This is a genomic window from Providencia sp. PROV272 (genome assembly GCF_049901975.1).
Taxonomy (GTDB): domain Bacteria; phylum Pseudomonadota; class Gammaproteobacteria; order Enterobacterales; family Enterobacteriaceae; genus Providencia; species Providencia stuartii.
This window is the reverse complement of record NZ_CP096291.1, coordinates 2,702,566-2,726,677: the sequence shown is the minus strand read 5'-3', so window position 1 is coordinate 2,726,677 and position 24,112 is coordinate 2,702,566. Positions and strand designations below refer to the sequence as shown.

The window sequence follows — 24,112 nt, the reverse complement described above, 5'->3', positions numbered from 1 at the left end:
TATTGTGCAGCTAGCATAATGAATACCTTTATATAAGTTTTAAAGGGTGATTCCGGTTGTGAGTGATTTGTATACTGCCGAAGGTGTAATTAATAAAAATAGCCTATGGGAGCGTTATTATCCCTTAATACGACATGAGGCCCTAAAATTACAAGTGAGATTGCCTGCGAGCGTCGATATTGATGATCTTATTCAAGCTGGCGGTATCGGGTTATTGCATGCGTTAGAGCGCTTCGATGCTTCTCAAGGAGCATCATTTGCCACTTATGCAGTGCAGCGTATTCGCGGCTCCATGCTAGATGAATTGCGCAGTCGAGATTGGGCACCGCGTAGTGTGCGCCGACAAGCTCGTGAAATGGCTAAAGTCATTGGAGAATTAGAGCAATCATTGAGTCGCAGTGCGACGGAAAGTGAAATTGCCCAAGCACTCAATATTGACGTTACAGAATACCGTCAAGCCTTACTTGATACCAACAACAGTCAACTTTATTCCTATGATGAATGGCATGAAATTCATGGCGAAAGCTGTGAGCCTGCTATTGATGAAAGTGATGGAGGCAATCCATTAAGTTTACTGATGGAGTCTAATCTACGCGCACAAATCATTGAGGCAATTGAGCAGTTACCAGAGCGGGAGAAACTGGTACTTACCCTCTATTATCAAGAAGAATTGAACTTAAAAGAAATTGGTGCGGTTTTGGAGGTCGGAGAGTCGCGAGTCAGTCAGCTCCATAGCCAAGCCATAAAACGTTTACGCGGTCGCTTAAAATCATTAACGGAGTCGTAGGCTATTTACGATTAAAAGAGCAGACAGGGAAGTGGCTAGCTAAAGGATGAGAGTATCAATAATGTGACTGTAATTTATTGCGTATTATCGCTACGCTTCTATAAGTTGGCGCTCTTGACTTAAGATAGTGTAAAGAGCGCCAGAGGCGTTGGTTAAAGGCTCGCAGCGTCAGCAATTAATTGGCCTAAAGCTTGCCAATTTTCATTATCGATCAGCTCATTAGGCACCATCCACGAGCCACCACAAACTAATACAGATGGTAGTGCTTTATATTCTTTGATATTTTTGGGGTTGATCCCACCCGTTGGCATAAAGTTAACAGGATAAACCGCGCTCATTGCTTTTAGCATCGCTACGCCACCAGAAGCTTCTGCTGGGAAAAACTTCACTGTGGTTAAATTAAATTCTAATGCCTGCTCAACTAAGCTTGGGTTATTGAGCCCAGGGATAATAATGACATTTTTTTGTTGGCAATAAGCGACGATTTTAGGGTTAAAACCTGGACTTACGATAAAATCCACGCCAGCGTCAATGGCTTGATCAACCTGTTGCGTGGTCAATACCGTGCCCGCCCCAATAAGGATTTCGGGGTATGCTGCTCGCATATTTTTAATCGCTTGTACTGCGGCGGGAGTGCGAAAGGTGACCTCAGCACAAGGTAGACCATTTTCCATTAGCGCTTGTGCGAGAGGCGCGCCATGTTCCGCCTTGTTGATTGTGATCACTGGCACCACACTGATTTTTTTTAGTTTTTCGATTAATTGATTCATGTTTAGATCCCTTTGATATTGTTTAGCTCTATGATAGGCATCGCTTCACGCGGAATAATGGCGCCTCGGTGTTGGATCACGGTTCCTGCAAGTAAATGGCCTGTGCGAGCCGCTTCTTCAGGAGAGCCACCTAGAATTCGACAGGCAAGATAGCCTGCACTGAAAGAATCGCCAGCGGCGGTGGTATCAATGACGTGAGTCACTTTATTCGCAGCCACTTCGAATTGTTGATCGTGAATGATGATATAGCAGGGTTTTGCTCCGCGTTTAATAACGATCTCTTCAACACCCTGCTGCTGTGCACGTGCAATGGATTGGCTTTCTTGCTGATCACCATACAGCAGTTGCTCATCATCAAAAGTTAAAAATGCAATATCAGTCAGTGATAACATTTGTTGGTAGGCTTGCTGTGCCGCCTCGACAGAAGGCCATAATGCAGGGCGATAATTATTGTCAAAAATGACCTTAGCACCTGATTGGCGAGCCGTTGCTAACAGTGTAAACAGTAATTGGCGAGCGGGTTCAGGTAAAATGGCTAAGCTAATCCCACTTAGATAGATATATTGCTGTTGATTGAGTAATTGTTGAGTTCGCTCGGCGGTTTGCTCATTCAACCAAAATTTGGCCGCTGAGTTATCACGCCAATAAAAAAAACGGCGCTCGCCATCCTCTGATGTTTCAATTAAATACATACCGGGAAGGTGTTTTTCGGCGATCACGACATGGTCGGTATAGATCCCTTCGGCTTGCCAACTTTCTCGCATTTGTTGGCTAAAGGGGTCTTGACCAAGCCCCGTTAAATAGCGAGTGACAACACCTTGTTTGTGGGTTAAACGTGCAAGGTAGAGTGCACTATTTAGGGTGTCTCCGCCAAAAGTCTGCTTAAATAATTCCCCTGATTTTTGTAACTCAACCATACATTCGCCAATCACGGCAACTTGCAAAGCTGTAGCCATTTTTACCACCTATCGTTTTTATTTTTTATAACCGAATTGAGTCAAACCTCATTAGCTAACAGCATTAAAACCTATTTTTTAGACAAGTTCAAATAAAAATGAAACGCTGTTTTAAAAATATCAAATCACCGTTCTTGTTTTTCATGAAAGTGATCTTTATGCTGTTGAGTAAACATAAAGTCAGCACATCAAACCATCTGATATGGCTATCATATTGATTTGAATAAATAGGAAGGTGAATGGTGGATAAGGTCACGCAAACGGATGCCGTTTCGTCAGTAGTAAAAGTATTCAGTATTCTCAATGCATTAGGAGAACAAAAAGAGATTGGTGTGTCTGAGCTTTCACAACGACTGCTGATGTCAAAAGCGACTACCTATCGTTTCTTGCAAACCATGAAACAATTAGGTTATGTGGCACAGGAAGGGGAAGCGGATAAATATTCATTGACGCTTAAACTATTCGAGTTGGGGGCTAAATCTCTAGAGTATGTTGATTTAATTGAAATTGCTGATAAGGAGATGCGCCATATTGGACAGTTAACCCATGAAGCGCTGCACCTTGGTGCTTTTGATGATAATGCGATTATTTATATTCATAAAATTGATTCTAGCTACAACTTGCGCATGTACTCACGGGTTGGACGGCGTAATCCATTGTATTGTACCGCGATCGGTAAGGTGCTTTTAGCATGGCAGGATGAAGCAACAGTAACAGGTATTTTAGCGCAGATTGAATTCGTCAAAAAAACCGATACAACACTATTGAGTATTGAGGCGTTAATGGCTGAATTAGCGGTGGTGCGAGAGCAACATTATGCAGAGGATAGGGAAGAGCAAGAGTTAGGGTTACGTTGCATTGCCGTACCTATTTATGACCGCTTAGGGCATGTGATAGCAGGACTATCAATCTCCTTTCCTACAATTCGTTTTGATGAACAGCAGTTGGAATATTATATCCGTTTGCTAAAGGCTGCCGGACGTCAGATTTCAGAAAAAATGGGATACCACGCTTATCCGTCATAGTCAGGGTTTAAACCAGTTATTTTTCATTGAGCTTTATATGATTGACTATTTGATATTAAAGTTTAATTAAATCAATCGTTTGATGCTTGGTTAAACTATCACTTATTTGCGGATAAAAAGACCAATCACGCGAGTTTTTACTGATAAAACTCGCCATCTCATTTGTCATATTTATAATTTTGGCATTATCTTGTAATGAAAATATGATGATGCTTAAAAATTTATTGATATTTAGCCTATTTATTATGTCTCCCCAAGCCATAGCAACGGATTATACCTTCACAGAAAAAGCGCCTGCTGACCGTGTGTATGATGAAGATTATCAAGGTATTGATGCTATCAAGCAGCAGCAACGCTTCATGTTTGATCCAAACAAGAAAGTCGCTGAAGAGGAGCGCAGCTATGAAGATTTACTTGCTCAAAAACAACAAAATGATGCGTGGGATAGTTGGGGTAATGATGTCTGTCATCGCTCTTTCACCACGATGGGATGCACTAGTGAGCCAGCATGGTTGCATGATCCGCAACAATTGAAGCACATGATTGAACAAGCAGGAAAATAAGGTGAGGCAATGTATCGCCTCACCTTGGGCCGTTATTTCAGTGCGTTAGTGAAGCGTTCCGTGTATTCAAAATCTTTGGTTTGCTCGGGGTTACCTGAATAAGAGGCTGATGCGGACTCGCCGACGCCGACCCTATCGCGGGTTAAGCTCCACATTGAAATTAAGTTCACACCATTAGTTTTTGCAAAATTACTTAATGTATTGATATCGTTAAAATTAAACATAGACCTATCATCATTAAGGCCGATCATCGGTGTGACTTGTACTAAATCATACAGCTCAGCATCTGTCAGTGTAGGGTAGTAGGTTTTTAATTGGTTTTTTAGACTGGTTGCCACATCTACGGCGGCCTGCCCCATATTTTTATCCGTTCCTTGACCATAATCCATCGCCATACCATTCACTTTCATTTTTAAACCTGCGTTAACCGATTTTTGTACTAGCGCTAACCCTTTTTCGACAAGGCCATACGGCATAACAGGTAACGTTAGGCTCAAGGTGATATCAGGGTTATTTTTCACGATGGTTGATAGTGCGGTAAAGGTTTTATCGGCATCGTATAAATCATTTTCAAAATCAAAATCCAGTTGTGAGGCACCAAGTATATCAATGACTTCTTGGTAAGTTGCAATCAATTGGTCAACAGTCTGCCTTGCAGAGACATCATAGTTAGCTGCACCTCCGAATGACACAATCACTTTGATATTGGCTTCAATTAACGCATCACAAAATGGCTTAGCCCAAGCGATAGGCATACTCGAATATGCTCCCCATGCGGCATTATTATTAGGATCAGCGGTTAAAAAAGCCAAGTAAACACCATCAACGCTGTGACTAATTGCAGCTTGGCTATATTTAGGGTTTGGTTTGCCGTTAGGAGAAAGCGGGTCATTCCAAATCGCATCAACGGTCACATCCAAATAAGGGGCAAATAGTGTCTTGTTCATCATCATTTCTCCTTGAATAGGGGGAATTTTAGCCATCTGGCATCGCGCCATTAATGAACAAAATACGCCATATTTATTGGTCAAATGATGAACAGATTAATCACTTGTCATGAAATTTATTTCAAAAACACGTGTATTGTTGCAGCTTAAAAAGGGGCCTAATGGCCCCTTTGCAGTAAAACGATTAATTAGTTTCAGGAAAGGTTAATGTTGCCCCTGGCGCTTCTCTGCTTAAGTGAATGAAATTAAGATGTTTTTCATATTGATCTAAAATATCACTGATCACCTGTTCTTTGGTGTAATCCATTAAATCATTGCTTTGTGTTCCCTCCCAAAGGAAAGTTTCTAGGCGATAGTAATGGGATTTACCTGAACGTGCGCGGTAGGTAAAGGCGGGAACAGAGTAACGTTGCGGCCAAATTTGATAGATAAAGTTCTGTTCTTCCCCTAAATCAACCACGAGCTCTAGGTGATTTAAACGCTCATCTTCGGCAGGGGGCAGAATATTAAATTCCACATTAGCGCCGCGTAGTGATAGCTCTTTTGCCACTTCTTGCATGGCAGGCGTACACACTAGATCCAACATACGTTGAGTGTAAGTGGTACCGGGGAAGTTCATCACACGGCCCAACCGCTGTTTCCAATTTAACTTACCATTGCCATATAAAGGCGCTGGTGCATTGGTGGTGAGTGAACTGACGCGCCTGAAATCTTCGACTTTTAGCGATTTATACAGCCCCGCCATAATAAAAAAGATCACAAAACTAAAAGGTAACCCCATGATCACGGTCGTATTTTGTAGTGCGGCAACCCCATCGGTCATCAACATACCTAGGGTTAATAAACCAATCGCCACTGACCAGAAAATACGTAACCAGTTAGGCGCATCATTATTGATATCGCTTAGGTTTGAGGTGAAATTCCCGAGTACGAGTGACCCAGAATCCGCAGAGGTCACATAAAATAGTAGGCCAGTGATCGTTGCCACCGATGCGGTCAAACCAAACCCGGGATAGAGCTCTAGTAAGGAGTAAAAGCCTTTTTCAGGGGCGGCAAGCACCGTTTCTGCCAATTCTTTGTTGCCATGAATGATTTCGTATAAGGCGCTGTTACCAAAAATAGATAACCAAAGTAGGGTGAACACGAAAGGGATAATCAGCGTGCCAATGACAAACTGGCGAATTGTCCGTCCACGGGAAATTCGTGCGAGGAATAAGCCCACAAACGGCGACCATGCAACCCACCAAGCCCAGAAAAATAGCGTCCAGCTATTCATCCAATCTGTTGGTCTATCAAAAGCAAAGCTGTTAAGCGTCATTCCCATAAAGCGATTAATGTAATCACCAACGTTAAGCACTAACGCATTGAGTAAAAATTCCGTATCACCAACAAACAAAATGAATAAAATCAGCCCTAATGCGAGCAAAACATTCAGTTCGGATAAGATACGGATCCCTTTATTAACCCCAGATGTGGCGGAAATAACGGCCATAATGACCGAAAGTAAAATCAGGCCACCTTGTACGCCAAGCCCTTGGGGGAGATCAAACAGGACTTTTAAACCATAGTTAAGCTGTACCACACCGATACCTAATGTGGTCGCAATACCAAAAATTGTACCAATAACGGCGGCAACATCGACAGTATGGCCGATTGGCCCATAGATACGTTTACCAAAAATAGGGTAAAGGGCAGAGCGAATGGTTAAAGGCAAATTATATCGGTAACTAAAGTAACCGAGCGCAATCCCCATCAGCGCATACATAGACCAGCCCGTCAGGCCATAGTGGAAGAGAGTCCACACCATCGACTGACGAGCTGCTTCTAATGTTTCCCCTTCGCCAGTGGGTGGCAGCATATATTGCGTGACAGGCTCGGCAACAGAGAAAAACATTAGGTCGATACCGATCCCTGCCGCAAACAGCATGGCAGACCAACTTAATACGCTAAATTCAGGTTTTGATTGCTCCGGCCCTAATTTGATATTACCAAAGCGTGATGTCGCCACAAATATCACAAAGACAATATACAGCGTTGCGGCTAACAAGTAGTACCAACCAAACGTTTTTGATACCCATCCGAGTGTTGCGACGATCCATTGGTTGGCGGTTTCTGTCATGAGTATGGTGAAAAATGAAAATGCTAGTATTAGACCAGCAGAAGTGAAAAAAACCACAGAGTTTAATTTGTCTTTCTGCTGATTTTTTGGACTATTTTGAGTTGTCATCGGCAGTTTCCACAATTTTATTTATTCAAAAGTTAAAAGTTACATTCTTTGCTAATTAATTGAATTAATTGCAAAGAGTTGTTTTTTTACATCTATCTTTCTCCTGATTTTGTAAAACAATTGTGATAAAATATAGTTAATATTGATTGAATGTTCAATTAAAAAAAAGTTTAATAACAGGGTTCACTGTATTTTTTTGGGTCTAGAGGTTATGCCGAAAATAGGAATGCAATCGATACGTAAGCAGCAGTTAATTCAAGCCACACTTGAAGTGATTAATGAAGTGGGCATGCAAGAGGCCAGTATCGCGTTAATTGCTCGAAAGGCGGGTGTATCAACAGGGATCATCAGCCATTACTTCCGCGATAAAAATGGTCTGTTAGAAGCCACCATGCGTCATATTCAGTACCAACTTGGGATCGCCGTGGCAATGCGTTTAAGAATGCTGAGTCATGCCCAACCTAAACAGCGCATTCAAGCCATCGTTGAAGGTAACTTTGATTCTTCGCAAATCAGTGAGGCGGCGATGAAAACATGGTTAGCCTTTTGGGCAAGTAGCATGCATCAACCGAATTTAAATCGGTTGCAGCAAGTGAATGATAGGCGATTGTATTCCAACCTAACGTATGAGTTTGCTCGAGTACTCGATAAGTACGCCGCGCGTATGGCCGCAAAAGGGCTGGCGGCGTTAATTGATGGGTTATGGTTACGTAGTGCATTGAGTAATGAAGCTTTTCCATTACAGGATGCGTTGACCATCACGAATGAGTATATCGATATGCAGCTCAGTCGGTCGCGGGATAGCTAAACCAAAAGAAACGTTTTAATAGGAGGGAGATATTATGCACGAACCACAATTACATAAACTTTATATTCATGGTGGTTATGTAGATAGCTCACAACCGGAATGTGGGCAGTTTGATGCAATTAACCCAGCGAACGGTGAAGTGATCGCTCGTTTACAATCGGCGACACATGAAGACATCGATTGGGCGGTGGAAAGTGCCAAACAAGGGCAAAAGATATGGGCATCAATGACGGCAATAGAGCGTTCACGCATCTTACGTCGAGCAGTTGATATTTTACGTGAACGTAATGACGAGTTGGCTCAGTTAGAAACATTAGATACTGGCAAGCCACTTTCAGAAACGCGTTATGTGGATATTGTGACGGGGGCGGATGTTCTCGAATACTACGCCGGTTTGATCCCCGCTTTAGAAGGCGAACAGATCCCATTACGCGACAGTTCATTTGCCTATACGCGCCGTGAGCCGTTAGGTGTTGTCGCTGGTATCGGTGCTTGGAATTACCCTATCCAAATCGCACTTTGGAAATCTGCTCCTGCTTTAGCCGCAGGTAATGCCATGATCTTTAAGCCAAGTGAAGTGACCTCATTGACCGCACTCAAATTAGCGGAAATTTACACAGAAGCTGGGCTACCTGCCGGTGTGTTTAATGTGGTGACAGGAGGAGGCGCTGATGTGGGCCTATGGCTGACGGAGCATCCGGGCATTGCCAAAATTTCCTTCACAGGTGGCGTGCCTACAGGTAAAAAAGTGATGGCAAATGCCTCTGGGTCAACTCTAAAAGATGTCACGATGGAGTTAGGGGGGAAATCACCACTGATTATTTTTGATGATGCAGATCTGGATAAGGCTGCTGATATTGCCATGATGGCTAATTTTTACAGTTCGGGGCAAGTTTGTACTAATGGTACGCGGGTCTTTGTTCCAGAACATTTAAAAACGCAATTCGAAGAGAAGATCCAACAACGTGTTGCACGTATCAAAATAGGCTCGCCTATTGATGATGAAACCAATTTTGGCCCGCTAGTGAGTTTTGCTCATATGGAAAATGTGTTGCGTTATATCGAAATTGGTAAACAACAAGGGGCGAAACTGCTTTGTGGAGGTGAACGCCTCACAGAAGGTGAGTTTGCTCAAGGCGCGTATGTATTACCTACGGTATTTACCGACTGTTCTGATGATATGCAAATCACTCAAGAAGAGATTTTTGGCCCTGTGATGAGCATTCTCAGTTACCAATCTGAAGATGAGGTGATTGAACGCGCGAATAACTCGCTATATGGCTTGGCAGCGGGGATCGTGACTTGTGATTTATCCCGCGCGCATCGTGTCATTCATCAATTAGAAGCCGGAATTTGTTGGATTAATACATGGGGTGAATCACCCGCGCAAATGCCTGTCGGGGGCTATAAGCACTCAGGGGTTGGCCGTGAAAATGGCTTAGTCACACTACAAAATTATACTCAAATCAAATCAATACAAGTCGAACTTGGGGAGTTTGCATCCGTATTTTAATTTCTTATTTTTAATTTGACTGAAACAGAGGAGATAACAATGGTCTATGACTACATTATTATCGGTGCTGGTTCAGCCGGTAACGTTCTTGCTACCCGCCTGACAGAAGATTCTGATGTTACTGTGCTGCTCCTTGAAGCTGGAGGACCGGACTACAGGTTCGATTTTCGTACACAAATGCCAGCGGCATTAGCATATCCATTACAAGGTCGACGCTATAATTGGGCCTATGAAACTGATCCTGAACCTTACATGAACAACCGCCGTATGGAGTGTGGGCGCGGAAAAGGGCTTGGGGGGTCATCGCTGATCAATGGTATGTGTTATATCCGAGGTAACGCATTGGATTTTGACGGGTGGGCGCAAACTCCAGGTTTAGAAGACTGGAGTTACCTCAATTGTTTACCTTATTTTCGCAAAGCGGAAACGCGGGATATCGGTGCAAATGATTATCATGGTGGCGATGGTCCTGTCAGTGTGACTACGCCTAAAAATGGTAATAACGTCTTGTTTCATGCCATGGTTGAAGCGGGGGTTCAGGCTGGCTATCCAAGAACAGATGACCTAAATGGTTATCAACAAGAGGGCTTTGGTCCAATGGATAGAACGGTAACACCAAAAGGGCGTCGTGCGAGTACGGCTCGAGGTTATCTCGATCAGGCTAGAAAACGTAAAAATCTGACCATTATTACCCACGCCACTACAGATGTTATTGAATTTGAATCGAAAAAAGCGGTTGGCGTGAAATTCTACCAAGGGAGCAGTAAAACTGCCGTGCATGCCAAAGCCCGTAAAGAGGTGCTTTTGTGTGCTGGCGCCATTGCTTCACCTCAAATATTGCAGCGTTCAGGTGTAGGGCCAGAAGATGTGCTCAAAGAGTTTAATATCCCCGCGGTGCATGTGTTGCCTGGGGTAGGGCAAAATTTGCAAGATCACCTTGAGATGTATTTGCAATATGAGTGTAAGCAGCCCGTTTCGCTCTATCCAGCATTAAAATGGTATAACCAACCCGCTATCGGTGCGGAGTGGTTGTTTAAAGGAACGGGTATCGGTGCTAGTAACCAATTTGAGGCGGGCGGATTTATCAGGACAAGTGATAAGTTTGCATGGCCAAATATCCAGTTCCACTTTTTGCCTGTTGCAATTAATTACAACGGCAGTAATGCAGTAAATGTACATGGTTTCCAAGCTCACGTAGGCTCTATGCGTTCGCCGAGTCGAGGGCGTGTGAGGATAAAGTCAACGGATCCTTACCAACACCCGAGTATTTTGTTTAATTACATGTCGAGTGAGCAGGATTGGGAAGAGTTCCGTGCCGCCATTCGCATTACCCGCGAAATTATGGCTCAACCAGCATTAGATCCGTACCGAGGTGAGGAAATTAGCCCCGGTAAGCATGTCCAATCAGACGACGAGCTTGATGCTTTTGTCCGCGAGCGCGCTGAAACGGCATTCCATCCTTGTGGCTCTTGTAAGATGGGATACGATGAAATGGCGGTCGTTGATGGTGCAGGTCGTGTACATGGCCTTGAAAATCTAAGAGTGATTGACGCTTCAATCATGCCTTTGATTATTACAGGTAACTTGAATGCAACGACAATTATGATCGCCGAAAAGATGGCGGATAAAATCCGTGGGCGTGAACCCTTACCGGCAAGTCAGGCTGATTATTATGTTGCAGGGGATGCCCCTGTTCGCCAGCTATAGTTGCATTAATCTATCAATGGCCCCAGCCAGCGAAGGGGTCATTTTTTCGACTGACCAAAAAAAATCATCGAAAAAAGCCCTCAATAAAGAGGGCAAATAAAGCGAAAACGAGAACTTCTGTATAGCATTTATTTTTTACTTACCATAGCAGACCAGTTAGCGAATCTATCGGTAACGCCATGGAGAGTGGAATATTGAGAACAACCTCACTATTTAACACCATGATGACGCTTATTTGACTGATTTAACTAACCACGCCAAATATCCACTGTCGACCTGATCCAAATCGAGGCTAATCAATTCAGGAGTTTCGTATGGGTGGATTTCCTTGATAGCAGAAAACAATTCAGCTTGGTTTTTATTAGTAGATTTAATGAGTAACAGTACCTCTTTATCTTGTGCGATCTCGTTCTTCCATTGATAAATGGAGGTTATCTCAGGCAGCAATGAAACACAGGCCGCCAAGCGTCTATCTAATAACTGTTGAGCAATCTTGACCGCATTATTTTGGCTGTTTGTTGTACATAAAATAATGCAAGGTTGGTGCTCTTTATAACAATTTACATCATGCTTTATCATCTATATTTCCTTAGAATAGTTATCTAATTCAGAGTGTCCATGATTAAGATTAGATTAAATAACCACAATATGTATGAAGTTTAATCAAGTGATAATTGTAATGTAGTGGTAAATAGTTTCCTACTAGACTATCTAATAAGATATAAGGTTATTAAAACATCTAAGTACTCATTGATGAATAGCGTGTTATTTGTACATTTAACTCTAAATTTTTGAATTTGTTATTTAATGCTATTTAGCAAAATTAAGATTATTTGTATGAATAATTCGATTCAGCCTGCATTTTTACCTATTGTAATATAAATAAATCATTGGGTTTTGTATATTGTTGATGTTTCAACGTCTATTTTAAATTAAATAAACAATGTTTTTTGTATGGTTAATTATTTAAGGCAATAAACGTGCTTTTTATATGAATGTTATACATTGTCGTTGTCGTTTATAAAATAAAAGTTAATATTATGATGGTTCCTTGTTAAATACTATTAGTAAATTGTTGTAATTACTAATTACTCTTTGTTACTAAATTTAAATCGTTTTTTATATGTAAAAATAGCTATGTCAATGATAACGATCAATGTCTGCCAAAGATATTTAGTTAACATATTTGTAATGATAAAAAATATATTGCTAAGAATTTTTTATTTCCATCTTAAAAACATGTATGGATGCCCGATATGAATAAACTGACCCCATTAAAACCTATACCTACATTGATAGCAGTTGCAATCACACTTATTATTTGGTTCTTAATCCCTGTTCCCGAAGGTGTTAATCCCGATGCTTGGCATCTATTAGCACTCTTTGTTGGAACGATCGCCGCAATTATTGGTAAAGCCCTTCCTATTGGCGGTGTTTCCATTATTGCCATTGCTTTAGTGGCTGCAACGGGAGTGACTAATCCAAACTCCACAAAGGATGCGATAGCGGATGCGTTAAGTGGTTTCTCAAATGACCTGATTTGGTTAATCGGTATTTCTATTATGGTTTCAATGAGCCTAAATAAAACCGGATTAGGCGCGAGGATTGGCTATTATGTTATTTCCTTATTTGGTAAAAAAACATTAGGTATTGCTTATTCACTGGCGATTGCAGAAACAGTACTTGCGCCAGTGACCCCAAGTAATACTGCGCGTGGCGGGGGGATCATTCACCCTATTATGCGCTCCATTGCGGATAGTTTTGGCTCTAAGGCCGATGATGGTACTGCCGGTAAAATAGGGCGTTATCTCTCTTTGGTTAACTATAATATTAACCCGATTACTTCAGCGATGTTTATTACCGCGACGGCGCCAAACCCTTTAATTGTCAGTTTGATTGTCAGCGAAGCTGGAGGAGCAAATGAATTAACTTGGTCAATGTGGGCGCTAGCAGCATTTGCACCTGCTTTGGTGTCGTTAATTTTGATGCCGTTAGTTATCTATTTCATGTATAAACCTGAAATTACGTCAACCCCTGATGCGCCTAATTTTGCAAAACAGCGTTTACAACAATTGGGCCCAATTTCATTACCAGAAGTTATTACGCTTGGCGTGTTTGTGCTATTACTGGTGATGTGGGCAGGAGTACCCGAACACGTATTTGGACCTGCTTATAAGATTAACGCAACAACGGCCGCATTTATTGGACTGGGTATTTTATTAGCCACGGGCGTCATCAATTGGGATGATGTATTAAAAAACAAAGGGGCTTGGGATACCGTTGTTTGGTTTGCTGCTTTGGTGATGATGGCAAGTTTCTTAGGTAAGCTAGGTTTAATTAAATGGATGTCCATCTCAGTAGGGACTTCAATCGATAATATGGGATTGAGTTGGGTTTGGGGAGCATTAATCCTTGTGCTTATCTATGTCTATTCACACTACTTCTTTGCGAGTACAACCGCCCACATTACCGCGATGTTTGCTGCTTTCTTTGCGGCTGGTTTAGCGCTTGGCGCTCCACCGATGTTACTCGGCTTAACCTTAGCATTCTCCTCTTCTTTGATGATGTCTCTGACCCATTACGGCACAGGAACTGCCCCCATTATTTTCGGTTCAGGCTACGTAACACTCGGCGAATGGTGGAAAGCCGGATTTGTGATGAGTGTCGTCAACCTTATTATCTGGATTGGTTTAGGCAGTATTTGGTGGAAAGTCTTAGGTTTCTGGTAATTCATTACTCAAACAAAAACCGCAATGGCCGGAGAAGATCCCGGCCATTTTTTTGTTTAGTAGGATGTCAACAGTAATACAATAGCGGTAGAGATACACGCCGCTAACATCACTTTAGACCAACTGAGATTGAACGATGAGTTCATGGCATTTTTCCATAACAAGCTAATTTCAGCAGGATGAGCATATTTGCGTGTATTAATAGCGCTTTTTATCTGACTAATTTTCTCTGAATCGTTATATGGATGTTTATGTGTGATTGACATATCGACCTACCTTTTTGAGCTGATGCGTAATGTGCTCACTGCATCAAGCCATTGATTAATTATCTATTTGCATTATGTCACCCCAAAATTTCAGAAAAATTGACTAGTTTAATGGCATATTTCCCCATTTATTCGATGAGAAAACAGTCAATAGGAAGGAATAGTGATTGATAACTGTATTTTATTAATGTCATTGGCGTGTTAAGAGGAAATGAAGAGGTTTTCAAAGCCCTATTTAATCAAGGAGGCAAAATAGAGATTGGCATAAATAGTATAGACAGTATGATGATGACAATAATGTCGTGATTGATAGGTAAAATAAAATATGCAGTCGCAAAGGAAAGCCGAACTATTTTTAGTGCTGACCACTTTTATTGCCGCATGGGGATGGATTTTTTCTCGTGAAGCTGTACAAGGCATGCCAATATTTGCTTTTTTAGGTAGTCGTTTCTTATTGGCGGCGATCATTCTAGCCCCTTTTTGTTGGGGGAAACGCCATCATATTCGCTTGCAACAACTACCGAGTATTTTGATGACGGGGGGATGGATGGCCCTCAACCTCGTTTTATGGATTTATGCCGTTGCTACAACAGACTCGCTAGGTGAGGGCGCGTTTATCATGAGCCTAGCCATGCTGTTTGTGCCATTAGTGGGTTGGGTGCTTTTAAAAATACGGCCGACACGTTATTTTTGGCAAGCGTTACCTGTTGCAGTATTAGGCTTAGCGTGTTTAACCCTGTTTAAGGGGCAAGTTCAGTTTAAGAGTAGTCAACTTTGGTTTTTAGCTGCCGCAATCGTTCAAGCCATTTATTTCTGCTATACCAGCGTCTATGCGCGTAGTGTTCCTGTTTTACCTTTAACGGCTATTCAGTTGGCTTGTACGGGCGTGGTTGGTTTGACGTTATCTCTTTTATTAGAGGAGTGGCCAACCACGTTAGCGCCATCGATATTGATGTGGTTTATTGCCAGTGTGGTGATAGCAACTAGCTTACGTTTTATTTTGCAGTTGATTGGGCAAAAAAATACCACTGCCGCGAACGCTGCCATTATTATGATTTTAGAACCGGTGATGACCGTGTTTGTTGCTGCCATTTGGTATCATGAACGGATGCCAATGATCCAAATAATAGGTTGTATTCTTATTTTAAGTGCTCTCTTTTATTATCGATGGCGCTCTTTTCGTGCATTATCAAAATAAGACTTTTACTAAAAATAGTCCTTATAATAGAGATTTTTTAAATTAAAGCAGCTATTATTATTTACATGAGAAAGGTATGGGTAATTAATCTAAATATGACTCTCTTATTTAAATTTTTTAGATTAATAGTAATGCAAACTAAATTTATAATAGGCTAAAGATGAAAAAGATCGCATTAATTTTGGGTATGGCAGGCATTATGACATTATTAGCAGCATGCTCGGACGATAAAGCCGAAATCGCTGAATCTAAAAAAGTTTTTGTGAGTGATTGTGTGAAAGCGTCTGGGAGTCCAGCCGGTGAAACCGCAGATGCTATTAGCGCAATTTGTGCCTGTGCATATGACAAAACAATCGAAAAATACGGTTTGAAAGAATATAAACGTATTGAAGGTGAATTAGCGAAATCAGCAACAGCAGAAGCTGATTTTCAAAAATCAATGGTTGAATTTGTTAATCAGTGTACAAAAGCTGAGCGTTAATTAAGATATATCACAGCGGTAAGTGTCTTGTTACCGCTGTGACTATTATTATGCGCTAAATAACTTTTTATATTGATAAGGCGCACTGCGTAAATATTGTGGTGCAACACTGATATTTTGCCCTAGTTGTGCTGCCGCATGCCAAGGCCAACGAGGGTTAAAAAGTATCCCTCGACCGATTGATACAAAATCCGCTTGCCCAGTAGCGATTATCGCTTCGGCTTGATTAGGCTCAGTAATAAGGCCGACGGCAATCACCGGCATCATTGTATGCTCATGAATAGCTTGAGCGAGTGGCACTTGGTAATTGGGGCTAATAGGGATCTGCTGCTCAGACGATAACCCCCCTGACGAGACGTGTATATAATCACAGCCTAGTTCTTCGAGTTGTTCAGTAAGTTCAATGGATTCAGGAACCCCCCATCCACCACTAACCCAGTCGGTTGCAGAAATTCGAACGCCAACAGCAATATTGGGATTAACTGCATCTCTAACCGCACGAAATACATCGATTAATAGACGACTGCGGTTTTTAAAATTGCCCCCATATTCATCTTGGCGCTGGTTCGCGATTGGCGATAAAAATTGATGCAATAAATAACCGTGGGCTGCATGGATTTCAATAACATCAAATCCCGCATATTCTGCACGTTTAGCCGCATCGACAAATTGTTGTTGGATGTCGTGGATCTCTTGTTTGCTCAGTTCTCTTGGCGGGTGTGAATGACCAAAAGGCAAGTTTGACGCAGAGACCGTTTCCCAGCCATTTTGTTCTTGTTTAGAGAGGCTCTGACCACCCAGCCAAGGGAGATCTGTTGAGGCTTTTCTACCTGCATGAGCGATTTGAATACCTAAGCGTGCATCAGCAAATTGCCTGATATCTGCTAACATGTTTTTTAGGGCGGTTGCCTGTTCATCATTCCAGATACCGAGATCTTTATAGGTGATACGCCCAGCGGGGGTGACTGCGCTAGCTTCGACAATAACTAACGATGCCCCTGAAAGCGCGAGATTCATATAGTGTGAATGATGCCAAGCGGTTGGCATGCCGTCGATGGCGGAATATTGGCACATCGGTGGAACAATGATCCTGTTTTTTAGGGAAATTTGCCCCAAAGCTGCGGGGGAAAATAGGAAGCTCATCTGTCTTGTTCCTTAGTGATCATGATTAATTTATCCATGATACAAGTAAGTTCAGTATCATTTTGTGCTGTTCATGTGGTTTTTTACAGTTAAAGCTCAATTCTATTAGTCACAGAATAATGCAAGTAGATAAGTATAAATTTGAGAACTATGTGAAAAAGTATAATTTTCTGTCTGTTTCTCCTCATTGTGAAAATAAAACACTAAAAAAAAATAGAAAACATAAACTAGTTTGATAATTAAAAATAATTACCCTCTTATAATCGCCAGCTTAGCAATTAAGTAAATAAAAAACAATTAATATTGGTATTAATTTTAATTAATGGTTTTAATGGTGCTAATAGCGTTTTGCTCTAAATTTTTATCTTAAATGCTGATTTTTATAGCTAATTTTTAGGTTGTTATTCAGCAAAAAAATGATCTAGCTCTTGCGAAAATTAATTTTGATTTATATAAGGTCAGGGAGATAGATGTGTATTTACCGTATATTCAAAATGCATATCGCAACATTGAAAATATACAATGGAATAAATTAATACTCGTTTAAGTGTATTTAATTTTCACCTTAAAAATATAATTCTAATAAGGAACTCAATGTGTTAACAATTATCGGTATATTGATCATTCTTTCCATCGTCACCTTGCTTATGATGGGAAAAGTTAGCCCTATCATTGCAATGTCTTGTATTCCTTTTATTGGCGCCCTGATTGCAGGGTATTCAATCCCTGAAATTTCAGCTTTTTTTGAAAGCGGTATTAATAAAGTCTCTAAAGTGGCGGCGATGTTCCTGTTCGCTATTTTATTCTTTAGTTTGATGAAAGATTTGCATATTTTTGATCCTCTTATCCGTTTGATGGTCAAAATGACGCGAGGCAATGTGATCATTGTGTGTGTGATGACCACACTAATTGCGGGTGTCGTGCATTTAGATGGCTCTGGTGCCGCGACATTCCTGATTATTATTCCAGCACTGCTGCCTTTATATCGCCAGCTCGGCATGAGCCCTTATTTAATGTTGTTATTGATGTGCGCCAGTATGGGGATTATGAACATGGTGCCATGGGGTGGCCCATTAGGCCGTGCTTCTGCGGTGACAGGCATTGATGCCGCAACGTTATGGCAAAGCTTGATCCCTGTGCAGATCATCGGTATGGCTGGTGCTGTGGTATTCGCAGTAATTATGGGTTTACGTGAGAAACGCCGTATTGCCGCTGCTGCACTTAAAGGCACAAGTCCGTATCTGATGGACTCTTTATTGCCTGCTAATGAGCAAATAGCGGATGTGAATGAACAAATAAACAAGCCACAAAAGCCATGGATTAACGGTGGGTTAATTGTCGCTTCTATTATTTGTCTGGCATTTGGACTGTTATCGGCGCCTTATGTGTTTATGATTGCGTTATCAATCGCCTTGCTGGTTAATTTTCCTAATCCGAAAGATCAAATGAAGGTTCTCTCTGAACATGCCCCACAAGCGTTAGGCATGGTCGCGATTATTCTTGCTGCGGGTGCTTTCCTCGGTATTTTGTCGGATGGGGGAATGCTAAAATCGATCGCTGAAGATTTAACGGCAATATTACCAACAGAATGGGTCTCTAAAATCCATATCTTTGTTGGCATCCTCGGCGTACCGATGGATATTTTCACCAGTACCGATGCGTATTACTTTGCTCTGCTACCTATTATTCAGCAAATCGCTGAAACGGCTGGTGTAGACCCCTCTTCGGTCGTATATGCAATGGCAATTGGTAATAACGCCGGAACATTTGTTAGCCCATTCTCACCAGCTGCATGGTTGGCAATGGGGCTTGCTGGAATTGATATGGGGCGCCATCTGCGCTATTCATTCGGTTGGATTTGGCTGTTTAGCTTCTTCACCTTAGCGGTAGGTGCTGTACTCGGCTTATATTAAGCCACAGGTTAGCCCTTTAATGCATCGGTGTGCCCCTTAAGATAAGGGGCACATTGTCATTTTTAACGTTTAAAATTGAGGGAAAGGAGCTGAACAGCGCGACACAGTAAAAGTGAAAGTGGGCTGATACGCGATGAAAGCCACTCCATTACCGTCATAGATTCAGATTAAATTGATAGCCTTTTACTTGACAGTTAGGCTAGAATCGGCCTGTTTTTAAATGAATTTGTTACTTTTGAATAAGTAACACCCCATAACGAGGCCGTTCCGCGGAAGAGATATGTAATACCAACTCTTGATTTCTCACACAACACAGAGGCAAATCTTGCTAAAGGATTTGTTGTTTTTCCTATTTCTGTAGAGAAAGCATGATGAATATGCAATCAAGAAAGTATGGTAGAACGTATCACTATCCGTTCTCACCTGGCACCACCAGTGATGATCGTATCAATAGCGATTGGTGGTCGCACATTCAGAATATTGAACAACTGGTACATACCGAAAAACTCGATGGTGAAAATAATTGCTTAAGCCAATATGGGGTTTTTGCTCGCTCGCATGCTGCGCCAACACAGTCAGCATGGAGCCAACAGATCCGCCAGCGCTGGCAGTTAATTAAAAACGATTTAGGGGATATCGAACTGTTTGGCGAAAACCTCTATGCGATACACTCTATTGAATATCAACATATTGAAGATTACTTCTATGTTTTTGCCGCGCGACAAGGTGACTATTGGCTTAGCTGGGAAGAGGTGAAGTTTTATGCCGCTCTATTTGATTTTCCAACAGTGCCGGAGCTAACCCTCAAGATTGATAGGCAACTTGGGCCACAGGCTTATGCGGCTCAGCTTAGTGAGGCCGCTTCACAAGATAGCCTTTTTGGGGCTTGTGATACGTTTACTCAGCAACCTTGTAGTATGGAAGGCATTGTGACTCGCGATAGCCGCCGTTTTTTGGTCGCTGATTTTATGCAGCATGTCTTTAAATATGTGCGAAAAAACCATGTTAAAACCGATATTCATTGGAAAAGACATTGGCAGCGAGCGAAGTTAGCGTTCGAACGCCAAAAGGGGGAAGTATGAGTTGGCAATTGACTGAACAACGCGCATGGTCACAGCTAGAGGCGCAATTTGATTTTGTGCGTGATATGCGAGGCGTACCGCAAGATGCGCTGCATCATGCCGAAGGTGATGTGGCAACACATACACAAATGGTTTTAGCAGCACTCGAAGCATTACCTGAATACCAACAACTCCCTGTTTTACAGCAAAATATCGTTTGGGCAGCAGCACTGCTGCATGATGTTGAAAAGCGTACGACAACACGAGAAGATGAAAACGGGCGTATTATCTCCCCTGGTCATGCGAAAAAAGGTGAATTATCTGCTCGACGCATTCTTTATCGAGAGGTTGAAACCCCGTTTGCGATACGTGAACAAATCGCCGCTTTAGTTCGCTATCATGGCTTACCTTTATGGTTGATGGAAAAAGTCGACCCTGAGCGGGCGCTATTTGCTGCTTCTTTACGTGTTGATATGTCACTGCTGTGTTTATTAGCAAAGGCGGACGTATTGGGGCGCATATGCCAAGATCAGTCGGAACTCTTGTCTCGCATTGAAATATTTGAGCTATTTTGTCGCGAACAGGGGTGTTGGACGCAACCAAAAGCTTTTGCTTCGGCGGTTGGGCGTTTCCATTATTTTCATCACCAGCGTGGCACTACGGATTACGAGCCTTTTGAGGAGCAAGGAAGTGAAGTGGTTATGCTGTGTGGCTTGCCGGGAATGGGAAAAGATCACTTTATTGCTCAGCATTATCCGCAATGGGAAGTGGTCTGCCTTGATGAAATTCGTCGCGCGCATAAAATCGATCCTGCCGATAAAAATGCGCAAGGTTGGGTCGCTCAACAAGCGAAGGAGCAGGCGAAAGTCTTGTTACGTGCAAAAAAGGACTTTATTTGGAATGCAACTTCACTGAGTGCGTCATTAAGAGCCAGTATGATCGGTTTGTTTGCCCGCTATCAGGCGAAAATCCACCTTATTTATTTGGAAGTTCCCTACAAGCAGTGGCAACAACAAAATCGTCAACGTGACTACGCCGTGCCAGAAAAGGTAATGGAGCGTATGGCAAGTAAATTAGAATTGCCAACACCTGATGAGGCTCATCAAGTTTCTTATGTGATCCAAGGGGAATTTCAGTCACACTAGTTAGAGAAAGGTGACGCCTATAATAGATAGGCGTCATGTGTCAGAGAGATAACCGATTAAGGAACATACACATCCCCGGAAAATAGCTTTCGCGCCGTTCGAATAATGGAAGCTTGTAACCCTTCTGGGAAGTCGCCTTGCTGATTGAGCGAAACATCAAAATGACCACTGAGGTGTTCAATCGAGATATGTTGCATATCGACATTTTTTGTTAAATAACGCTTGATGACGCTATTTTCTAAGATGGTGCCTGTCGCTATTGCAATAGCGCCTGTAACAGCTAATGCACCGTGACACTTATGAGGCATAAAATAGCGAACGTTAACCGTTCCACCATGAATTGCAGGGGAAACCAGAACAGGCTTGGGGATCACTTTTTGGCTGACATCACCTAATCCCATCGCAAGGCCAGCTTGGCGGCGAATGCTCTCTAGGCGCTGCATAAACGCCTTATCCGCTTCAAGTTGAGCCGCGCTCTCATAACCCGTTTTGTTTAATTGAGGGGCGTCAATGAGCACAACTGGCATCGCCATATCGATACAACTGACTTCGACGCCATCGAAAGTATCAATGGCATGGCCCGTGGGGAGTAGTTTTCCAGTTTTTGTACCACACGCATTTAAAAATGTGAGGGCGATAGGGGCAGCATGACCAGGAACGCTTGCAATGGTGGTATCACCTTCATAAACAATATGACCATTTGGTGTTTGTACTGTGGCGTTGACGAAGGTATTCGTATTGATATTACGAATTCGGATTGTTGTTTCATCACCTGTTATAGGCATTAACCCTTTTTCGATGGCGTAAGCGCCAACGGCACAGAGAATATTGCCACAATTAGGCGCGGTATCAACAATACGTTCCGTCACTGAAACTTGAGCAAATAAATAATCAATGTCGGCATCAGGGTGGGGGGAGCGGCTAATGATTGCCACTTTACTGGTTTGAGGGCTACCACCACCAATACCATCAATTTGCAGTGCGTGGCCCGATCCCATAATAGCTAATATGAGTTCATCGCGCTCTTGGATATTCTTTGGTAGGTCATCTGCTAATAAAAATACGCCTTTAGATGTGCCGCCACGCATCAACATACAAGGTATTTTTTTCATGTATTTTCCTATTTAGAGTATTGCTCATTTATTATTTATGCTGTTGATGGCATGAAATAAAAACAATCGCTGCCGGTAGCACAGCAAAATAATAGGAAGAGGACATTTAATATTTAAATGGGATCTCATAAGCTCAGATCCCATTGTTAATTTAATTTGTATTCAGATTATTATTTTCTAAATTAAACCGGAGCTGATTAATATTTCCCACCAGCCTAAACCAATTGTCATATGTACCAGTAAACTTAAGAATGCAACGATACCACCTATAATCCACCAAGAACGAATATCGTTGTAGCCAGCACCGAAGACGATTGGTGCTGCCGCGCCTCCGTAGTGGGTTAAGCTGCCACCGTAAGCATTCGAGAAGAGTAGACCGAGGGCTAGCAGCATTGGTGGTGCACCCGCAACCATACCGACAGTTGCAAACACAGGCACCATTGCAGCGACATAAGCACCGCCAGACGCGAAGAGGTAACGTATCGCAACACTGATAAACATAATCACAAAGAAGGCGAGCATGGTTTGATCACCGAATGAGAGGTGTTGACCCATAACATTGGCTAACCATTCGAAAAAGCCAGCTTTTGTCAGTACACCAGACATCCCGATGATACCGCCGTACCAAATCAAGGTATTCCAGCCACCTTTATTTTTTAGCACATCATCCCAAGTCACAACGCCCAGAATTAATGTCAAAGCCATAACACAAATCGCAACAGTGGAAGCACTGACACCAATTTTATCGGCAAAGATCCAACCCGCTAAAGCTAATAGGAACACAATACTCAACAGCTTTTCTCTTACCGTCATGGGGCCAAGCTCTTCTAAACCTTTTGCGGCGATCTCTTTGTTGTTGACCTTTTTTAACTCAGGTGGATAAAGCTTATAGATAATGAATGGCGTTAAAATGAGCATGATAAGACCCGGAACTGCGGCTGCAAGCGCCCAGCCTCCCCAACTCAAACTAATGCCCATAATATCGCTCATCATCGCCAGTGCTAACGCATTCGGAGCCATAGCTGTTAGGAACATATAGCTGGTGGTTTTTGTCACCATATAAACGTTCACTAAAAGGTAGTGACCTGCTTTTCGAGGGCTTTTTTCGGGATCTGAACCCAGAGCCACAGCCACACTGTTAATGATAGGGAAAACAATCCCACCAGCACGCGCGGTATTGGAGGGGGTTGCAGGCGCGATAATTAAGTCAAGGATGGCAGTCACATAGCCAAGACCTAATGTCGTACTACCTAATTTACCAATTAAAACATAGGAAAGTCGTTTACCTAACCCAGTGATCACGAAAGCAGCACTGAGTGTAAACGCTGCAAAGACTAACCATGTTGTACCCGAAGCATAACCACTTAAGACCTCGCTCACTTTGACATCTTTAGTGCCAGTCACACCGATGATCGTCGCACTTGCAGCAATGGTGGCTAACAATATTACAGGTTCAGAATAAGGTTTTAGTACCAGCCCGACGATAGCGGCTAAGTAGAGACCAAATAGTAACCAAGCAATATGGGGTAGCCCCTCCGGCGTGGGAATAAGCGATATGATTATGGGAATCGCTATTAGAATAAATAGCTTCCATATTTTATCTTTTTGCATAGGCCAGTTTCCTTAATATTAATACTAAACTTAATTAATATTAAATTTTATGAACTTTAATATTATGAATTTGTTTAATGACAAATTTGGCATGCAGAGATTCGTTGAAGAGTGTCAATCTCTTCTTCAATACCAAATAAGTTATAAATT

The 24,112-nt window shown here is 42.2% G+C and carries 21 protein-coding genes; 12 read left to right on the top strand and 9 right to left on the bottom strand.

The window, feature by feature from the left end:
* The first annotated feature begins 58 nt into the window (after window positions 1-58).
* A complete protein-coding gene (locus M1E93_RS12575; RefSeq protein ID WP_042116490.1) occupies window positions 59-787 on the top strand; it encodes an RNA polymerase sigma factor FliA in 729 nt (242 codons plus the stop codon).
* A gap of 152 nt (window positions 788-939) precedes the next feature.
* Here the strand turns inward: M1E93_RS12575 and M1E93_RS12570 are convergent, their stop codons facing one another.
* Window positions 940-1,557, bottom strand: coding sequence for a bifunctional 4-hydroxy-2-oxoglutarate aldolase/2-dehydro-3-deoxy-phosphogluconate aldolase (locus M1E93_RS12570; RefSeq protein ID WP_014658082.1), 618 nt, complete (start codon window positions 1,555-1,557; stop codon window positions 940-942).
* A 2-nt stretch (window positions 1,558-1,559) separates the two neighbouring features.
* A complete protein-coding gene (locus tag M1E93_RS12565) occupies window positions 1,560-2,513 on the bottom strand; it encodes a sugar kinase (protein ID WP_104873399.1) in 954 nt (317 codons plus the stop codon).
* A 239-nt stretch (window positions 2,514-2,752) separates the two neighbouring features.
* Between M1E93_RS12565 and kdgR the strand changes: the two genes are divergently transcribed.
* Complete coding sequence (gene kdgR, locus M1E93_RS12560) at window positions 2,753-3,538, top strand: DNA-binding transcriptional regulator KdgR (protein WP_040133018.1); 786 nt, start codon at window positions 2,753-2,755, stop codon at window positions 3,536-3,538.
* A 206-nt stretch (window positions 3,539-3,744) separates the two neighbouring features.
* Complete coding sequence (locus tag M1E93_RS12555) at window positions 3,745-4,101, top strand: hypothetical protein (protein ID WP_014658084.1); 357 nt, start codon at window positions 3,745-3,747, stop codon at window positions 4,099-4,101.
* Window positions 4,102-4,133: 32 nt separating this feature from the next.
* On the opposite strand, the gene M1E93_RS12550 is transcribed toward M1E93_RS12555, so the two are convergent.
* Together M1E93_RS12550 and M1E93_RS12545 are read right to left on the bottom strand one after the other, a co-directional pair.
* Window positions 4,134-5,048, bottom strand: coding sequence for a chitinase (locus M1E93_RS12550; RefSeq protein WP_014658085.1), 915 nt, complete (start codon window positions 5,046-5,048; stop codon window positions 4,134-4,136).
* A gap of 184 nt (window positions 5,049-5,232) precedes the next feature.
* Window positions 5,233-7,275, bottom strand: coding sequence for a choline transporter (locus M1E93_RS12545; protein WP_004918722.1), 2,043 nt, complete (start codon window positions 7,273-7,275; stop codon window positions 5,233-5,235).
* 211 nt (window positions 7,276-7,486) lie between these two features.
* On the opposite strand from M1E93_RS12545, the gene betI reads away from it, so the two are divergent.
* The 3 genes from betI to betA are packed head-to-tail and all read left to right on the top strand — an operon-like array spanning window position 7,487 to window position 11,303.
* Complete coding sequence (betI, locus tag M1E93_RS12540) at window positions 7,487-8,083, top strand: transcriptional regulator BetI (protein ID WP_104873400.1); 597 nt, start codon at window positions 7,487-7,489, stop codon at window positions 8,081-8,083.
* A 34-nt stretch (window positions 8,084-8,117) separates the two neighbouring features.
* On the top strand, window positions 8,118-9,596 hold the full coding sequence (gene betB, locus M1E93_RS12535) for a betaine-aldehyde dehydrogenase (RefSeq protein ID WP_004918726.1): 1,479 nt from the start codon (window positions 8,118-8,120) through the stop codon (window positions 9,594-9,596).
* A gap of 39 nt (window positions 9,597-9,635) precedes the next feature.
* Entirely contained in the window at window positions 9,636-11,303 is a 1,668-nt protein-coding gene (gene betA, locus M1E93_RS12530; protein WP_004918727.1) for a choline dehydrogenase, read from the top strand.
* Between the two features lie 231 nt (window positions 11,304-11,534).
* On the opposite strand, the gene cutA is transcribed toward betA, so the two are convergent.
* Complete coding sequence (gene cutA, locus M1E93_RS12525; protein WP_004918729.1) at window positions 11,535-11,882, bottom strand: divalent-cation tolerance protein CutA; 348 nt, start codon at window positions 11,880-11,882, stop codon at window positions 11,535-11,537.
* A gap of 677 nt (window positions 11,883-12,559) precedes the next feature.
* Between cutA and M1E93_RS12520 the strand changes: the two genes are divergently transcribed.
* Complete coding sequence (locus M1E93_RS12520; protein WP_014658088.1) at window positions 12,560-14,032, top strand: DASS family sodium-coupled anion symporter; 1,473 nt, start codon at window positions 12,560-12,562, stop codon at window positions 14,030-14,032.
* A 56-nt stretch (window positions 14,033-14,088) separates the two neighbouring features.
* On the opposite strand, the gene M1E93_RS12515 is transcribed toward M1E93_RS12520, so the two are convergent.
* Window positions 14,089-14,298, bottom strand: coding sequence for a hypothetical protein (locus tag M1E93_RS12515; RefSeq protein WP_004918732.1), 210 nt, complete (start codon window positions 14,296-14,298; stop codon window positions 14,089-14,091).
* Between the two features lie 325 nt (window positions 14,299-14,623).
* Between M1E93_RS12515 and M1E93_RS12510 the strand changes: the two genes are divergently transcribed.
* Together M1E93_RS12510 and M1E93_RS12505 are read left to right on the top strand one after the other, a co-directional pair.
* Window positions 14,624-15,496, top strand: a complete 873-nt coding sequence (locus tag M1E93_RS12510) for a DMT family transporter (RefSeq protein ID WP_004918734.1) — start codon at window positions 14,624-14,626, stop codon at window positions 15,494-15,496.
* A gap of 160 nt (window positions 15,497-15,656) precedes the next feature.
* Entirely contained in the window at window positions 15,657-15,977 is a 321-nt protein-coding gene (locus tag M1E93_RS12505) for a hypothetical protein (RefSeq protein ID WP_004918736.1), read from the top strand.
* Between the two features lie 48 nt (window positions 15,978-16,025).
* On the opposite strand, the gene M1E93_RS12500 is transcribed toward M1E93_RS12505, so the two are convergent.
* On the bottom strand, window positions 16,026-17,120 hold the full coding sequence (locus tag M1E93_RS12500) for an NADH:flavin oxidoreductase/NADH oxidase (RefSeq protein WP_040133020.1): 1,095 nt from the start codon (window positions 17,118-17,120) through the stop codon (window positions 16,026-16,028).
* Between the two features lie 596 nt (window positions 17,121-17,716).
* Between M1E93_RS12500 and M1E93_RS12495 the strand changes: the two genes are divergently transcribed.
* From M1E93_RS12495 to M1E93_RS12485, 3 genes are all read left to right on the top strand, one after another.
* Complete coding sequence (locus tag M1E93_RS12495) at window positions 17,717-19,033, top strand: CitMHS family transporter (RefSeq protein WP_014658090.1); 1,317 nt, start codon at window positions 17,717-17,719, stop codon at window positions 19,031-19,033.
* A 371-nt stretch (window positions 19,034-19,404) separates the two neighbouring features.
* Window positions 19,405-20,115, top strand: coding sequence for an RNA ligase family protein (locus M1E93_RS12490; RefSeq protein WP_197709082.1), 711 nt, complete (start codon window positions 19,405-19,407; stop codon window positions 20,113-20,115).
* Window positions 20,112-21,239, top strand: coding sequence for an AAA family ATPase (locus M1E93_RS12485; protein ID WP_163762067.1), 1,128 nt, complete (start codon window positions 20,112-20,114; stop codon window positions 21,237-21,239). The genes M1E93_RS12490 and M1E93_RS12485 overlap by 4 nt, the downstream gene beginning before the upstream one ends.
* 56 nt (window positions 21,240-21,295) lie before the next feature.
* Here the strand turns inward: M1E93_RS12485 and M1E93_RS12480 are convergent, their stop codons facing one another.
* Together M1E93_RS12480 and M1E93_RS12475 are read right to left on the bottom strand one after the other, a co-directional pair.
* Entirely contained in the window at window positions 21,296-22,351 is a 1,056-nt protein-coding gene (locus M1E93_RS12480; protein WP_036943769.1) for a 4-oxalomesaconate tautomerase, read from the bottom strand.
* 177 nt (window positions 22,352-22,528) lie between these two features.
* Complete coding sequence (locus M1E93_RS12475; protein WP_004918749.1) at window positions 22,529-23,962, bottom strand: anion permease; 1,434 nt, start codon at window positions 23,960-23,962, stop codon at window positions 22,529-22,531.
* Between the last annotated feature and the right edge of the window lie 150 nt (window positions 23,963-24,112).

Excerpts from the sequence above, each read along its gene's own strand:
- M1E93_RS12570 (WP_014658082.1), bottom strand. The coding sequence starts at position 1,557 with ATGAATCAATTAATCGAAAAACTAAAAAAAATCAGTGTGGTGCCAGTG.
- M1E93_RS12565 (WP_104873399.1), bottom strand. The coding sequence starts at position 2,513 with ATGGCTACAGCTTTGCAAGTTGCCGTGATTGGCGAATGTATGGTTGAG.
- kdgR (WP_040133018.1), top strand. The coding sequence starts at position 2,753 with ATGGTGGATAAGGTCACGCAAACGGATGCCGTTTCGTCAGTAGTAAAA.
- M1E93_RS12555 (WP_014658084.1), top strand. The coding sequence starts at position 3,745 with ATGATGCTTAAAAATTTATTGATATTTAGCCTATTTATTATGTCTCCC.
- M1E93_RS12550 (WP_014658085.1), bottom strand. The coding sequence starts at position 5,048 with ATGAACAAGACACTATTTGCCCCTTATTTGGATGTGACCGTTGATGCG.
- M1E93_RS12545 (WP_004918722.1), bottom strand. The coding sequence starts at position 7,275 with ATGACAACTCAAAATAGTCCAAAAAATCAGCAGAAAGACAAATTAAAC.
- betI (WP_104873400.1), top strand. The coding sequence starts at position 7,487 with ATGCCGAAAATAGGAATGCAATCGATACGTAAGCAGCAGTTAATTCAA.
- betB (WP_004918726.1), top strand. The coding sequence starts at position 8,118 with ATGCACGAACCACAATTACATAAACTTTATATTCATGGTGGTTATGTA.
- betA (WP_004918727.1), top strand. The coding sequence starts at position 9,636 with ATGGTCTATGACTACATTATTATCGGTGCTGGTTCAGCCGGTAACGTT.
- cutA (WP_004918729.1), bottom strand. The coding sequence starts at position 11,882 with ATGATAAAGCATGATGTAAATTGTTATAAAGAGCACCAACCTTGCATT.
- M1E93_RS12520 (WP_014658088.1), top strand. The coding sequence starts at position 12,560 with ATGAATAAACTGACCCCATTAAAACCTATACCTACATTGATAGCAGTT.
- M1E93_RS12515 (WP_004918732.1), bottom strand. The coding sequence starts at position 14,298 with ATGTCAATCACACATAAACATCCATATAACGATTCAGAGAAAATTAGT.
- M1E93_RS12510 (WP_004918734.1), top strand. The coding sequence starts at position 14,624 with ATGCAGTCGCAAAGGAAAGCCGAACTATTTTTAGTGCTGACCACTTTT.
- M1E93_RS12505 (WP_004918736.1), top strand. The coding sequence starts at position 15,657 with ATGAAAAAGATCGCATTAATTTTGGGTATGGCAGGCATTATGACATTA.
- M1E93_RS12500 (WP_040133020.1), bottom strand. The coding sequence starts at position 17,120 with ATGAGCTTCCTATTTTCCCCCGCAGCTTTGGGGCAAATTTCCCTAAAA.
- M1E93_RS12490 (WP_197709082.1), top strand. The coding sequence starts at position 19,405 with ATGAATATGCAATCAAGAAAGTATGGTAGAACGTATCACTATCCGTTC.
- M1E93_RS12485 (WP_163762067.1), top strand. The coding sequence starts at position 20,112 with ATGAGTTGGCAATTGACTGAACAACGCGCATGGTCACAGCTAGAGGCG.
- M1E93_RS12480 (WP_036943769.1), bottom strand. The coding sequence starts at position 22,351 with ATGAAAAAAATACCTTGTATGTTGATGCGTGGCGGCACATCTAAAGGC.
- M1E93_RS12475 (WP_004918749.1), bottom strand. The coding sequence starts at position 23,962 with ATGCAAAAAGATAAAATATGGAAGCTATTTATTCTAATAGCGATTCCC.